Here is a 12,753-nt window from a genome sequence, read left to right on the forward strand (position 1 = left end):
CGCGGCTCTCTTCGTGGGCGCCGGCCGGCTCAGGCCGCGCCGCCGCCCAGCAGTCCGCCGACCGTCCGCTCCACCGTCGGTACGATGCCGACCGTCCCGGTCTCGACGAGCGGGCCGGTGTAGCCGGAGACGTCGCCGTCGTCCGCGGGGCCGGCCGCGATGCTGCCGACCGGGGTGTACTGGAGGGCCTGGAAGGGCACGGTGGCGTACTGCAGTCCGCTGGTCGCGCCCTGCACGGCGGCCTGCGGGGCGGTCGTACCGAAGGAGGCGGCGGGCCGCCAGGGCACGTCCGCGAGGCGAGCGGCGTCCGTGCCCGCGGACGCCGTCACCGCACCCGCACCCAGCGCCGCCGAGGCGGTCGCGAGGACGAACAGGGCCCGCTTCGCGGTGTGGTTGAGGGGGAACGCGTGTCGTGCCATCCAGGGGCCACCTTCGGTTGCGTGGTGTAGCAGGTTCGACACGAAGAGTAGTTGAGGTGGGAGTCACGCTCAAAAGCCGACCCGCGGGGTCGGCAGGCGGCTCCCCATGCGTCAAACTGGTGTTCCGTGAGCCTTCATCTCCCGTCCCCCGCCCGTGTCGTCCTGCTGTGCGGCCCCTCGGGCTCGGGCAAGTCCCTCGTCGCCGCCCGCTCCGGGCTTCCCGTCCTGCGCCTGGACGACTTCTACAAGGAGGGCGACGACCCGACCCTGCCCTTGGTGGAGGGGAGTTCGGACATCGACTGGGACCACCCCGAGTCGTGGGACGCGGACGTCGCCGTCGAGGCCATCACCCGGCTGTGCGCCACCGGGTCGACGCCGGTACCGGTGTACGACATCGCGCTGAGCGCCCGGACCGGCGAGGAGACCCTGCGCATCGGCCGTACCCCGCTGTTCATCGCGGAGGGCATCTTCGCCGCGGAGATCGTCGGGCGCTGCCGTGAGCTGGGGGTGCTGGCGGACGCGCTGTGTCTGACCCGCGGTCCCGTCACCACCTTCCGCCGCCGTTTCCTGCGCGACCTGAAGGAGGGGCGCAAGTCGGTGCCGTTCCTGCTGCGCCGGGGCTGGCGGCTGATGCGCGCGGAGCGGTCGATCGTCGCCCGCCAGGTGTCTCTGGGCGCGCACCCCTGCGACCGGGACGAGGCCCTCGGCCGGCTCGCGGCGGCGGCAGCGGGGCGGCAGGTGCGCCGGCAGACGGTGGCCTGACCGGCGCACGCAACGCGAAACGGGACTGGTCGGACCCCCCGGCCCACCAGTCCCGTTCCTCTTGCTCCCCCGTGCCCCCTCCCCCGGTGGTCCCCCGTGTTCCCCCCTCAGGTCACCCCCCAGTGACCCCTGACCTTCAGGCGACGAGTTCGCCGAAGGCGTCCTCCTGGTCACGGCCGAAGCTGAGGACCTCGTCCTCGCGCAGCCGGCGGAGCGACCGCCAGATGCTGGACTTCACCGTGCCCACACTGATGTCGAGGATCTCCGCGATCTCCGGGTCCGTGCGGCCCTCGTAGTAACGCAGGACCAGCATGGTGCGCTGGAGCTCGGGCAGCCGGGCCAGCGCCTGCCACAGAACCGCGCGCAGCTCGGTGCCGCGCATCGCGTCCGTGTCGGAGGCCGTCTCCGGCAGTTCCTCGGTCGGGTACTCGTTGAGCTTGCGGCGCCGCCAGGCGCTGATGTGCAGGTTGGTCATGGTGCGGCGGAGATAACCGCCGACCGCCGCCTTGTCGCTGATCCGGTCCCACGCCTTGTACGTCGAGAACAGCGCGCTCTGCAGCAGGTCCTCGGCCTCGAAGCGGTCGCCGGTCAGGTGGTAGGCGGTGGCGTACAGGGAGGCGCGGCGTTCCTGTACGTAGGCGGTGAACTCCGCCTCCGTCAGCGAGTGACGCTGCTCCCCCGAGTCCTCCCTGTACGCGGTTCCCCCGTGCGTTTCCCCCGTGTGCGCGTCAACCACCGACATGTATGCCGGGTGCTGACGCCCGGTGCCGCGAGCGCACCCCCGCCCGCTCACGGCACCGGACTTCTCAGAACCGGACCGGTGCACGTCGTGCAGTCGCGTGATTACGGCGCTGGTGCTGATGCTGTGCAGCGTGTTCATCTCGCGCTCCCCGTCGTGGACTTGCGGTGATTCGGCCTTGCCCGGGCCGGTTGGCTCCCCCGTCGGCCCGTGCCCAAAAGACTGCCGGGGTGACTTCATCGCCGTGTCCGCCGACTGTCACAGACCTGTCACAGGGGTCCGGCCCAGGTCCGTCACAGGAAGTGCACACTGCGTGGCGGTGGGAAGGGCCTGGTGCGCGCAGGTCGTACGACACCCGGTCCATGGGCCAGAATGAGCCCGTGCCTTCCCTGTTGCTGATCGAGGACGACGACGCCATCCGTACGGCCCTGGAGCTCTCCCTGACGCGCCAGGGACACCGGGTGGCCACCGCTGCCAGCGGTGAGGACGGTCTGAAGCTGCTGCGCGAGCAGCGGCCCGACCTGATCGTGCTGGACGTGATGCTGCCCGGCATCGACGGCTTCGAGGTGTGCCGGCGCATCCGGCGCACCGACCAGCTGCCGATCATCCTGCTGACCGCGCGCAGCGACGACATCGACGTCGTGGTCGGGCTGGAGTCCGGTGCCGACGACTATGTCGTCAAGCCGGTCCAGGGCCGGGTGCTGGACGCCCGGATCCGGGCCGTGCTGCGGCGCGGGGAGCGGGAGTCCAGCGATTCGGCGACCTTCGGCAGCCTGGTCATCGACCGCTCGGCGATGACCGTGACGAAGAACGGCGAGGACCTGCAGCTGACCCCGACCGAGCTCAGGCTGCTGCTGGAGCTGAGCCGGCGGCCCGGTCAGGCGCTGTCCCGGCAGCAGCTGCTGCGGCTGGTGTGGGAGCACGACTACCTCGGTGACTCGCGGCTCGTGGACGCCTGTGTGCAGCGGCTGCGCGCGAAGGTCGAGGACGTGCCGTCGTCCCCGACCCTGATCCGTACCGTCCGTGGTGTCGGCTACCGCCTGGACACGCCTCAGTGACCGATACGCAAGAGGGGCTGCGCGGCTGGTCCGCGCGGCGCAGGGGAAGTCTGTCGCGGCTCAGGTTCACCAGCCTCAGGCTGCGCCTGGTCGTGGTGTTCGCACTGGTCGCGCTCACCGCGGCGGTGTCCGCCTCCGGCATCGCCTACTGGCTGAACCGGGAGGCGGTGCTCACCCGTGCCCAGGACGCGGTGCTGCGCGACTTCCGGCAGGAGATGCAGAACCGCGCGGGCGCGCTGCCGGAGCACCCCACGCAGGACCAGCTCCAGCGCGCGGCGGGCCAGATGGCGGCGAGCAGCCAGCACTTCAGCGTGCTCCTGGTGGCCCAGGACGCCGGCGGCAAGACGGTGTACGGCAATTCGGGCGGCATCAACGGCTTCGCGCTGGAGGACGTACCGAAGTCGCTGCGCACGGCCGTGGCCAAGCGGCAGAAGGTGACCGACGCCAACAGGGAGCCGTACCACCTGTACTGGCAGCGGGTCGTGGACCACGGCACGCCCTATCTGGTGGCCGGCACCCGCGTCATAGGCGGCGGTCCGACCGGCTACATGGCGAAGTCCCTGGAGCCGGAGGCCAAGGACCTCGACTCGCTGGCCTGGTCGCTGGGCATCGCCACCGGGCTCGCGCTGATCGGTGCGGCACTGCTCGCGCAGGCCGCCGCCACGACCGTACTGAAGCCGGTGCACCGGCTCGGCGTTGCCGCCCGGCGGCTCGGCGAGGGCAAGCTGGACACGCGGCTGCGGGTGTCCGGCACGGACGAACTCGCGGACCTGTCCCGGACCTTCAACAACGCGGCCGAGGCCCTGGAGCAGCGGGTCGCGGAGATGGCCGCGCGGGACGAGGCCTCGCGGCGCTTCGTGGCCGACATGAGCCATGAGCTGCGGACGCCGCTGACCGCCATCACCGCCGTGACGGAGGTGCTGGAGGAGGAGCTGGAGTTCGAGTCCGGGAGCATCGACCCGATGATCGAGCCGGCGGTACGGCTCGTGGTCAGTGAGACCCGCCGGCTGAACGACCTGGTCGAGAACCTGATGGAGGTCACCCGCTTCGACGCGGGCACCGCCCGGCTGGTGCTGGACGACGTCGACGTCGCCGACCAGATCACCGCCTGCATCGACGCCCGGGCCTGGCTGGACGCGGTCGAGCTGGACGCCGAACGCGGCATCCACGCCCGCCTCGATCCGCGCCGGCTGGACGTCATCCTCGCCAACCTGGTCGGCAACGCGCTCAAGCACGGCGGATCGCCGGTGCGGGTGTCGGTGCGGGAGTCGGACGACTCGATGGTGATCCAGGTCCGCGACCACGGCCCCGGCATCCCCGAGGAGGTCCTGCCGCACGTCTTCGACCGCTTCTACAAGGCGAGCGCCTCCCGGCCCCGCTCCGAGGGCAGCGGTCTGGGCCTGTCCATCGCCATGGAGAACGCCCATATCCACGGCGGCGAGATCACGGCCGCCAACTCGCCCGAGGGCGGCGCGGTGTTCACCCTCACGCTGCCACGGGACGCCTCCCGGCTGACGGAGGAGGCGGACGGGGACCCGCAGAACGACAAGCAGGAAACGCACGACGGTTCAGGAAAGGAGGGGTCATGAGCGCGCGGACCGTGAGACGACGCCGGACCGTGAGACGACGCCTGCTGGCGCTGCCCCTCCTGGGCCTGCTGTTCACCGGGTGCGGCATCCGGCCCACCCAGGTGCCGACCGACTTCGGCGCGGCGCCCTCCCGGGTGCCGTGCTCGCTGGCCGGGCCGAACCCGGCCGCGCAGTCCTCGCAGGGGGTGCCCGTGCAGGTCTTCCTGCTGTGCGGGGCGTCCCTGGTGACCGTGGACCGGACGGTGCGCGTCCCCGAGGGCACTCCGGACGCGCGGCGCCGGGTGATCGTCGCGCAGGGACTGCTGGACCAGCTCGCCGCGGCGCCCACCGCCGCGGAGCGCTCCGCGGGCTATACGACGTACGTGCCGGGCGGGCTCGGCGTGAGCGGGCCCGGCCCGAGGGACCCCGAGGACACGCTCCGGCTGAGCACGGCACCGTCGCGTCTGACCTCCTACGCCCTGGCCCAGCTGGTGTGCACCCTGTCCGACTCGGCGGCGACGGAGGGCGACGGCTCGGTCATCCTGGGCGGCCCGCCCCACGACGCGCTGCGCCGCTACGAATGCACGGACGAGGTCCGCGACCGCCCGGGCAGCGTCCAGCCGCCGTCCAGTGAGATCGGGCGCAGATAGCGGAGTCCCGCGGTGGGGCTGCGGTCCGTCGCCGGGTGCGGGTCCGTCGCGGCCTCCCCGTCGGCGCGGGCAAGCGAACCGGCCCCCGGGCCGGCGGCGGCCAAGAGCGCACCCGCCCCCGCGGGCGCAGCCGAGGGCACCGGATGGTTGCGGCGCGGAACCGTTCGGCACCCGCGCTGCGTCTTGGGTGGCGTGCAGCGTCAAGGCTCCATCGGCGGCAGCGCCGCGATCCGCATCCGGGTGACAGGGGGTGTCCTCCTCGTCGCCCACCTCGCCCTCGTCGCCTGGCTGATGCTGCGGCCTCTGGACGTGCCCTGGGTGGCACCCCCCAACGTGCACCCGTTCGCCGGCATCCGGGCCGACCTGGCCCTGGGCTGGCCGCGGGCGGCGAGACCCCTCGGTGAGGGACTGGCGCTGCTCGCCCCCCTCGGCGTGCTGTTGCCGATGGCCCACGGCAGACTCGACGTCTCCCCGCTCGCCTCCCTGATCCGTACGGCCGCCGCGGCCGCGCTGATCTCCCTCGGCATCGCCCTGCTGCAGACCGGCGTCCCCGGCAGGGTGGTGGACGTCGACTCGCTGCTGCTCAACACCTCCGGTGCGATCCTGGCCCACCTGCTCGTCGTGCCCGCGGGACGCGCCCGGCTGCGCAGGCGGGAGTCGCACGAGCATCCCGGGACCGAGGCCGTCACCGTCCAGGAGGGGCTGTCTCAGGGGCGTACCCCGACGATTCCCAGGGTCGGAATAGCTCCGTAGAGTGACGCTTCGCCCGCTTCGTCTCCGTACCGTCGAAGACAGCTGAAGACATCCGACGACAGCGAACCGACGACACGGAGGAGTCGACATGAGCGCCCTTGTCCGTCCTACCCACGGCCGCATGCTCGGCGGAGTGTGCGCAGCGCTGGCCCGGCGCTTCGGCACCTCCCCGACGACGATGCGCGTGATCTTCCTGTTGTCCTGCCTGCTGCCCGGCCCGCAGTTCCTGCTCTACATAGCGCTGTGGATCCTGCTGCCGGCGGAGGACAGCACGCGTACCGCCTGGTGACCGCCGTACGGGAAGCGCCGTTGGGGCGCTCCCGGACCTGACCGGGGCGCCCCGACGGCGGCATACGGCAGTCGGCGTCAGCCGAGGGAAACCCCGTCGACCGGCAGGCCGCGCGTGGGCAGGCTGTGCGTGGGCAGGTCCTGCACCGGCAGTCCGCCGAGGCGGCTGTGCACCGGCGCGGTCGCTCCCTGCCTCAGCGCGCTCTCGACGGCCGGCTGCGCGGCGGCCACCCCGGCACCCAGGGCGTCCTGCCCCCGGGTGAGGGCGTCGGCGGTGCCCGGCTGCGCCGTGCCGACGTTCCCGGCCGGCAGCGTCCTGGTGACGCCGTCCAGCGCCGGGGCGGTGTCCGGTACCGCCGGGGCCGCGTGGGCCGCGCCCGCGCCGACGGCGGCGAAGGCGGCACCGAGGGCGGCGACACCGAGGGTCCTGACAGCGGAGTGCTTCATGGGAAATGCGTCCTTGCCATGAGGGGACGGAACAAAAACGATGAACGGTCCACGACCGTAAACACGCCCGATCGCCCGCCGCAAACACCGAAATGCGGACGGCTTGTGAACCCCCGTTCACAAGCCGCGCCCCCCGCGAGCCGTCCTTATCCCGCCGAACCGGAAGAACCCCTGGTGGAGACCGTCTGCTGAAACAGCCATTCGGATTTCAGTTCCGCATATCCCGGCTTGATGACGTCATTGATCATCGCAAGTCGTTCATCGAAAGGAATGAACGCCGATTTCATGGCATTGACCGAGAACCACTGAAGATCGTCGAGCGTGTAACCGAACACCTCGGCGAGACGCTCGAATTCCTGGCTCATGCTCGTGTGCGACATCAGCCGGTTGTCGGTGTTCACCGTGGCCCGGAAGTGGAGTCGGCGCAGCAGCCCGATCGGGTGCTCGGCGTAGGAGGACGCGGCCCCGGTCTGCAGATTGGAACTGGGGCACAGCTCCAGCGGAATCCGCTTGTCGCGGACGTACGACGCCAGCCGGCCGAGCCGCACCGAGCCGTCCTCACCGACCTCGATGTCGTCGATGATGCGTACGCCGTGCCCGAGCCGGTCGGCGCCGCACCACTGCAGCGCCTGCCAGATGGAGGGCAGCCCGAAGGCTTCGCCGGCGTGGATGGTGAAGTGGTTGTTCTCGCGCTTGAGATACTCGAACGCGTCGAGGTGCCGGGTGGGCGGATAGCCGGCCTCGGCGCCGGCGATGTCGAAGCCGACCACACCCAGGTCCCGGTAGCGGTTGGCGAGTTCGGCGATCTCCAGGGAGCGGGCCGCGTGCCGCATGGCGGTCAGCAGGGCACCGACCCGGATGCGCCGGCCGCTCTCCCGGGCGATCCGCTCGCCCTGCCGGAACCCCTCGTTGACGGCCTCGACCACCTCCTCCAGGGTCAGCCCGCCGTCCAGGTGCTGCTCGGGGGCGTACCGCACCTCGGCGTAGACGACCCCGTCCTCGGCGAGGTCCTCGGCGCACTCGCGGGCGACCCGGACGAGCGCCTCCCGGGTCTGCATCACGCCGACGGTGTGCTTGAAGGTCTCCAGATACCGTTCCAGCGAGCCGGAGTCGGCGGCCTCGCGGAACCAGATGCCCAGCTTGTCCGGGTCGGTCTCGGGAAGGTCCGAGTAGCCGGTCTGGTGGGCGAGTTCGACGACGGTTCCGGGGCGGAGTCCGCCGTCGAGATGATCGTGCAGCAGAACCTTGGGTGCCCGGCGGATCTGGTCCGGTGCCGGAACGGCCCCACTTGGTGCAGTCTGGCTCGTCATTTCCGCACTCTAACGCCTACGCGCGTAGAGGTACCGGTGAACGCGACGGCTCTTTCACAGCACTTTTCCGGCGCTTTCCCGTCGATACGCAACGGTGACCGCACGTACGGGTTTTGAACACCGCCCCTTCTGACACTGTTCTGTCATGGGACAGCAAGCGACACCGGTCCGAACGGCCGGGCTGGGGAAGGCGATCGGCCCCGTGCCGACGGGGGTGAGCGGAGCGGTGCTGCTGCTCCCCGGCGGGGAGGAGGTCTCCGCCCGCCGGCCGTCCCCCGTGCGGGCGACGATCGCGCTGCACTCGCTGGGCCGGCGTCTCGCGCGGGCGGGCCGGGCCGAGGGGCTGGCCGTGCACACCGTGCGATACCGCTACCGGGGCTGGAACGGGAGCGAGGCGCACCTGGCGGTGGACGCCGAGTGGGGCGCCGACGAGATCGTACGGCGGTACGGGGACGTGCCCGTCTGCCTGATCGGGGTGGACATGGGCGGCCGGGCGGCACTGCGGGCGGGCGGACACGAAGCCGTCAACTCCGTGGTGGCGCTGGCTCCCTGGCTGCCGGAGGAGGATGTGGCCGCCCCCGCAGAACCGGTGAAGCAGCTGGTGGGGCGGCGGGTGCTGATCGTGCACGGCACGAACGACGAACGGACCGATCCCGAGCTGTCGTTCCGGTTCGCCGCGCGGGCGAAGAAGGCGAACCGGGAGGTGTGCCGGTTCGAAGTGCACTCCGATGGACACGGGTTGCAGGGGCACCGGGACGAGGTTGCCTGTCTGGCCGTTGATTTCATGATGGGGGCGCTGTTCGGGCACGCGGTGTCCCGCCCCGTCGCGGACGCGCTCGCCGCTCCGCCGCCGATCGGGCTCCGGATGCCGTTGGCCGCGGGGTTCGGCAGGTCCTGGAAGCGGTAGAGCGCGCCTCGGTTCGTGGCCCTCACGTGGGCAGCAGGTTGCCCCTCCTGGAGAGGAGGAACTTCTTGAAGGCGGCCACCGGTGGGGTGTCGGGGCGGTCCGCCAGCCACGCCACGCCGATTTCACGGACCGCCCTGGGGGCCGTCACCGCCAGTTCGACCACCCCGGGCCTCGGCACGGTCGGCGGGGGCAGCAGGGCGACCCCGAGCCCAGCCGCCACCAGTCCCCTCAGGGTCTCCGCCTCCTCGCCCTCGAAGGCGACCTTCGGGCGGAAGCCGGCCTCGCGGCACAGGGCGTCGAAGATGCGGCGCAGGCCGTAGCCGGGCTCCAGGGTGACGAAGGTGTCCTCGGCGGCCTCGGCGAGGCGGATGCGGCGGCGGGTGGCCAGGCGGTGGTCGGCGGGTACGACCAGGCGGAGTTTCTGCTCGTCCAGGCGGCGGGCCACCAGGTCCGGGGCGTCGGGCACGGGTGAGGTGAGGCAGAGGTCCAGCTCACCGGCGCGCAACCGGTCCAGCATGGCCTCGCCGTAGTTCTGGACCAGGCTGAAGCGGACGCGCGGGTGGTCGGCGCGGAAGGCGTGCAGGAGGCCGGGGACGGTCTCGGCGCCCATGGTGTGCAGGAAGCCGAAGGCGACCTTGCCCGTGGCGGGGTCGGCGTCGGCGCGCACCTCCTCGGCGGCCCGCTCGATCTCGGCGAGGGCGCGTTCGACGGAGGTGAGGAAGGTGCGGCCGGCCGGGGTCAGGGAGACCGTACGGCCGTGGCGGGCGAACAGGTCGACGCCCAGGTCCTGTTCCAGGCGGGCCATCGCGCGCGAGAGGGTGGACTGCGGGACGTTCATGTCGAGGGCGGCCCGGGTGACGTGCTCGGTGCGGGCCACGCCGGCGAAGTACGCGAGGCGCGGCGCGAGCACCCGCGACATCTCAGACATGTCTTCTGTGTCACCGGATGGTGACAGGCGGCCCTGTGAGCTCTGCTGATGCGCCATGGGAACGATTATGGCGAATTCATGCATTGGACGGATCAGACAGGCCCTCCTACGGTCGAGGCATGTCTCCCGCCAGTACCGGGGCGCCCACCACCGTGGGCGCCGCAGCGCTCGTCCCCGCCGTCGACTCCCCTGCTTCCGACTCCCGTATGACCCCGGGCGGCCCCGGCTACCGCCGGATGAGTCTCGCCCTCTTCCTCGCCGGAGTCGCCACCTTCGCCCTCCTCTACTCCACGCAGGCCCTGCTGCCGCTGATCTCCGGCGAGTTCGGGGTCCCGGCGAGCGAGGCGAGCTGGACCGTGGCGGCCGCGACCGGCGGACTGGCCCTGTTCGTCCTGCCCATGAGCGCCCTGTCGGAGCGCTTCGGGCGCCGTACGGTGATGACGGCCTCGCTCGCGGTCGCGGTCACGGTCGGCCTGCTGGTGCCGTTCGCGCCGTCGATCGGCGCGCTGGTGGCGCTGCGGGCGGTGCAGGGCGCGGCGCTGGCCGGGCTGCCGGCCTCGGCGCAGGCCTATCTGGCCGAGGAGGTCCGGCCGAAGGCGCTGGTCACGGCGATCGGCCTGTTCGTCGCGGGCAACAGCGTCGGCGGCATGAGCGGCCGGGTGATCACCGGCTGGGTGGCCCAGGAGTGGGGCTGGCGGGTCTCGGTCGGCGTGATCGGCGCGGTCGCGGTGGTGTGCGCGGTGGCGTTCCGGCTGCTGCTGCCGGCCCCGAGGCACTTCAGGGCGGGCTCGCTGCGGCCCCGCGTGCTGCTCGGCACGGTCCGCGACCACCTCGCCAACCCGCTGCTGCGGCGCCTGTACGCGATCGGCGCGCTGTTCATGACGGTGTTCGGCGGTGTCTACACGGTGATCGGCTACCGGCTGACGGAGCAGCCGTTCGGGCTGCCGCAGGGCATCGTCGGCTCGATCTTCCTGGTCTACCTGGTCGGTACGGTGTCGGCGTCCACGGCGGGCCGTCTGGTGGGCCGGCTCGGCCGCCGGGGCGCGCTGTATCTGGCGGGCGGTACGACGGCGGCGGGCCTGCTGCTCTCGCTGGCGCCCTCGCTGCCGCTGGTCCTGCTGGGTCTGGTGCTGATCACGGCGGGCTTCTTCGCGGGCCACGCCGTGGCCTCCTCGGCGGTCAGCAAGACCGCCACCCGGGGCCGCGCGCAGGCCTCGGCCCTGTACCAGTCGATGTACTACGTCGGTTCCAGCGTCGGCAGCACGGTCGGCGCGACGGCGTTCCACGCGGAGGGCTGGGGCGGCACGGTGGGGGTCGGCCTGCTGGCGGTCGTCGGGGTCGTCGCCATCACGGTGCTGGGCACCCGGGCGGCACGGGTGGCGGCGCGGCGCTCGGTCGTGGCCAACGCCCACTGAGGCCCGCCCCGGAGGGCGCGGGGAACTGCGCGAACCACCACGACGATCCCGCGGCCGCCCGGAACCGGCACCATCCGAGCTCCTGGGCATCCCACCCCGGCCTGCGCCTTTTCTCCCCCGGGACGCCGTTGTCAGTCCCCTGCGGTAGCTTCCCAAGTGGCGCGAGAACACGCCACGGGAACGGCCACAGGGGTGGGTGGACGATGGGCAACGACACGGCGACGGCGGACCTCGACGTCGCACTGGAGAAGCACCGGACCGAGCTGACCGGGTACTGCTACCGGATGCTCGGCTCCTCCTTCGAGGCCGAGGACGCGGTGCAGGACACCCTGGTGCGGGCCTGGCGGAGCTACGACAGGTTCGAGGGCCGCTCCTCGCTCCGCTCGTGGCTGTACCGGATCGCGACGAACGTGTGCCTGGACATGCTGACGGCGGGCAACAAGCGGGCGCGCCCGATGGACCTCACCGAGTCGACCCCGCTCGCCCAGGCGGCCCTGTCCCCCCGGCCGGACCACACATGGCTGGAGCCGATGCCGGACGCGCGGGTGCTGCCGGCGGCCGGGGACCCGGCGGAGGCCGCCGTCGCCAAGGAGTCGGTCCGGCTGGCCTTCATGGCGGCCCTCCAGCAGCTGCCGCCCAAGCAGCGGGCGGTGCTGATCCTGCGCGAGGTGCTGGCCTGGAAGGCGAGCGAGGTCGCCGAGCTGCTGGACACCACGGTCGCCTCGGTCAACAGCGCGTTGCAGCGGGCGCGGGCCACGCTCGCCGAGCGCGCGGACGCGGGCCCGGAGGGCGCGGTGTCCGACCCGCTCGACGAGGAGCAGCAGAAGCTCCTGGAGCGCTATGTGAAGGCCTTCGAGGGGTACGACATGACGGCGCTGACGGCGCTGCTCCAGGAGGACGCCGTCATGACGATGCCGCCGTTCGACCTGTGGCTGCGCGGCCCGGCCGACATCACCGGCTTCATGACCACCCTCGGCGCCTCCTGCGCCGGCTCCCGTCTGCTGCCGGTCCAGGTGAACGGCCTGCCCGGGTTCGCGCACTACAAGCCGGACCCGGAGAACGGCGGGTTCAGCCCGTGGGCGGTGCAGGTGCTGGAGCTGTCAGAGGGCCGGATCGCCGGTTTCCACTGCTTCCTCGACACCAAGCGCTGGTTCCCGCTGTTCGACCTGCCCCTCCGTCTGGAAGCGGAGGCCGACGACGTCGAGCAGGGCGGGTAGCGCGGGACCGGGGTCCCGCAGCCGGATCCGCCCGCCGGCCCGGCGGGCGGCCAGCTCCAGCCGCGCCAGCAGATCGACGACGGCCAGCCCCGGCGGCCCGAGCCCGCCCACATCGCACACGACGACGCGGGCCCGGCTGCCCGCCAGCAGCTCCTGCACCCGCGCGCACAGCCCCGCCACCTCGTCACGGGTGACGGGGCCGGACAGCACGAGCACGCCGGGTTCCTTGGCCTCCACATGCGGTAGACCGGCGGGCCGGGCGTAACTCATCGGCACAGATCACATTGACCGG

15 protein-coding genes are annotated in these 12,753 nt (G+C 72.1%); 9 read left to right on the forward strand and 6 right to left on the reverse strand.

The features are described from left to right. Nucleotides 1–29: 29 nt before the first annotated feature. Nucleotides 30–419, reverse strand: a complete 390-nt coding sequence (locus ABT171_RS02055) for a hypothetical protein (protein ID WP_351238739.1) — start codon at nt 417–419, stop codon at nt 30–32. Nucleotides 420–545: 126 nt separating this feature from the next. On the opposite strand from ABT171_RS02055, the gene ABT171_RS02060 reads away from it, so the two are divergent. Then, the gene (locus ABT171_RS02060; protein WP_351238740.1) at nt 546–1,181 is read left to right on the forward strand and encodes a uridine kinase family protein; all 636 of its coding nucleotides are present in this window, start codon (nt 546–548) and stop codon (nt 1,179–1,181) included. A 136-nt stretch (nt 1,182–1,317) separates the two neighbouring features. On the opposite strand, the gene ABT171_RS02065 is transcribed toward ABT171_RS02060, so the two are convergent. Further along, nucleotides 1,318–2,061 (reverse strand): SigE family RNA polymerase sigma factor, encoded by a 744-nt coding sequence (locus ABT171_RS02065; protein WP_351238742.1) that lies wholly within the window; start codon nt 2,059–2,061, stop codon nt 1,318–1,320. 239 nt (nt 2,062–2,300) lie between these two features. Between ABT171_RS02065 and afsQ1 the strand changes: the two genes are divergently transcribed. The 5 genes from afsQ1 (at nt 2,301) to ABT171_RS02090 (ending at nt 6,238) form a co-directional block, all read left to right on the forward strand. Next, the gene (gene afsQ1 / locus ABT171_RS02070; protein ID WP_190012869.1) at nt 2,301–2,978 is read left to right on the forward strand and encodes a two-component system response regulator AfsQ1; all 678 of its coding nucleotides are present in this window, start codon (nt 2,301–2,303) and stop codon (nt 2,976–2,978) included. Continuing rightward, nucleotides 2,975–4,567, forward strand: a complete 1,593-nt coding sequence (locus tag ABT171_RS02075; protein ID WP_351238744.1) for an ATP-binding protein — start codon at nt 2,975–2,977, stop codon at nt 4,565–4,567. Before afsQ1 ends, ABT171_RS02075 begins: the two co-directional genes overlap by 4 nt. Further along, the gene (locus ABT171_RS02080) at nt 4,564–5,196 is read left to right on the forward strand and encodes a hypothetical protein (protein ID WP_351238746.1); all 633 of its coding nucleotides are present in this window, start codon (nt 4,564–4,566) and stop codon (nt 5,194–5,196) included. Before ABT171_RS02075 ends, ABT171_RS02080 begins: the two co-directional genes overlap by 4 nt. Nucleotides 5,197–5,388: 192 nt before the next feature. Beyond that, nucleotides 5,389–5,949: a VanZ family protein gene (locus tag ABT171_RS02085; protein WP_351238748.1), complete on the forward strand. Its 561-nt coding sequence runs from the start codon at nt 5,389–5,391 to the stop codon at nt 5,947–5,949. Nucleotides 5,950–6,037: 88 nt separating this feature from the next. Beyond that, nucleotides 6,038–6,238: a PspC domain-containing protein gene (locus ABT171_RS02090; protein WP_351238750.1), complete on the forward strand. Its 201-nt coding sequence runs from the start codon at nt 6,038–6,040 to the stop codon at nt 6,236–6,238. Nucleotides 6,239–6,315: 77 nt separating this feature from the next. Here ABT171_RS02090 and ABT171_RS02095 read toward each other — a convergent pair whose 3' ends face one another. Beyond that, nucleotides 6,316–6,684 carry an ATP-binding protein gene (locus ABT171_RS02095; RefSeq protein WP_351238752.1) on the reverse strand — a complete coding sequence of 123 codons (369 nt, stop codon included), beginning with the start codon at nt 6,682–6,684 and terminating at the stop codon, nt 6,316–6,318. Nucleotides 6,685–6,830: 146 nt separating this feature from the next. Beyond that, nucleotides 6,831–7,994: an adenosine deaminase gene (locus ABT171_RS02100; protein WP_351238754.1), complete on the reverse strand. Its 1,164-nt coding sequence runs from the start codon at nt 7,992–7,994 to the stop codon at nt 6,831–6,833. A gap of 145 nt (nt 7,995–8,139) precedes the next feature. Between ABT171_RS02100 and ABT171_RS02105 the strand changes: the two genes are divergently transcribed. After that, entirely contained in the window at nt 8,140–8,901 is a 762-nt protein-coding gene (locus ABT171_RS02105) for an alpha/beta hydrolase family protein (RefSeq protein ID WP_351238756.1), read from the forward strand. 22 nt (nt 8,902–8,923) lie between these two features. Here the strand turns inward: ABT171_RS02105 and ABT171_RS02110 are convergent, their stop codons facing one another. Further along, entirely contained in the window at nt 8,924–9,886 is a 963-nt protein-coding gene (locus tag ABT171_RS02110) for a LysR family transcriptional regulator (protein ID WP_351238758.1), read from the reverse strand. A gap of 62 nt (nt 9,887–9,948) precedes the next feature. On the opposite strand from ABT171_RS02110, the gene ABT171_RS02115 reads away from it, so the two are divergent. Further along, the gene (locus ABT171_RS02115) at nt 9,949–11,244 is read left to right on the forward strand and encodes an MFS transporter (protein WP_351238760.1); all 1,296 of its coding nucleotides are present in this window, start codon (nt 9,949–9,951) and stop codon (nt 11,242–11,244) included. 203 nt (nt 11,245–11,447) lie between these two features. Beyond that, the gene (locus ABT171_RS02120; protein ID WP_351238762.1) at nt 11,448–12,461 is read left to right on the forward strand and encodes a sigma-70 family RNA polymerase sigma factor; all 1,014 of its coding nucleotides are present in this window, start codon (nt 11,448–11,450) and stop codon (nt 12,459–12,461) included. Here ABT171_RS02120 and ABT171_RS02125 read toward each other — a convergent pair. After that, a complete protein-coding gene (locus tag ABT171_RS02125) occupies nt 12,345–12,731 on the reverse strand; it encodes an STAS domain-containing protein (protein ID WP_351238764.1) in 387 nt (128 codons plus the stop codon). The genes ABT171_RS02120 and ABT171_RS02125 overlap by 117 nt on opposite strands. Between the last annotated feature and the right edge of the window lie 22 nt (nt 12,732–12,753).

The organism is Streptomyces sp. NPDC001851, assembly GCF_040297165.1.
In the GTDB taxonomy this organism is placed as follows: domain Bacteria; phylum Actinomycetota; class Actinomycetes; order Streptomycetales; family Streptomycetaceae; genus Streptomyces.

Coding starts and splice junctions, on each gene's coding strand:
- ABT171_RS02125 (WP_351238764.1), bottom strand. CDS start 12,731: ATGAGTTACGCCCGGCCCGCCGGTCTACCGCATGTGGAGGCCAAGGAA.
- ABT171_RS02115 (WP_351238760.1), top strand. CDS start 9,949: ATGTCTCCCGCCAGTACCGGGGCGCCCACCACCGTGGGCGCCGCAGCG.
- ABT171_RS02100 (WP_351238754.1), bottom strand. CDS start 7,994: ATGACGAGCCAGACTGCACCAAGTGGGGCCGTTCCGGCACCGGACCAG.
- ABT171_RS02090 (WP_351238750.1), top strand. CDS start 6,038: ATGAGCGCCCTTGTCCGTCCTACCCACGGCCGCATGCTCGGCGGAGTG.
- ABT171_RS02065 (WP_351238742.1), bottom strand. CDS start 2,061: ATGAACACGCTGCACAGCATCAGCACCAGCGCCGTAATCACGCGACTG.
- ABT171_RS02095 (WP_351238752.1), bottom strand. CDS start 6,684: ATGAAGCACTCCGCTGTCAGGACCCTCGGTGTCGCCGCCCTCGGTGCC.
- ABT171_RS02080 (WP_351238746.1), top strand. CDS start 4,564: ATGAGCGCGCGGACCGTGAGACGACGCCGGACCGTGAGACGACGCCTG.
- ABT171_RS02055 (WP_351238739.1), bottom strand. CDS start 419: ATGGCACGACACGCGTTCCCCCTCAACCACACCGCGAAGCGGGCCCTG.
- ABT171_RS02120 (WP_351238762.1), top strand. CDS start 11,448: ATGGGCAACGACACGGCGACGGCGGACCTCGACGTCGCACTGGAGAAG.
- ABT171_RS02105 (WP_351238756.1), top strand. CDS start 8,140: ATGGGACAGCAAGCGACACCGGTCCGAACGGCCGGGCTGGGGAAGGCG.
- ABT171_RS02110 (WP_351238758.1), bottom strand. CDS start 9,886: ATGGCGCATCAGCAGAGCTCACAGGGCCGCCTGTCACCATCCGGTGAC.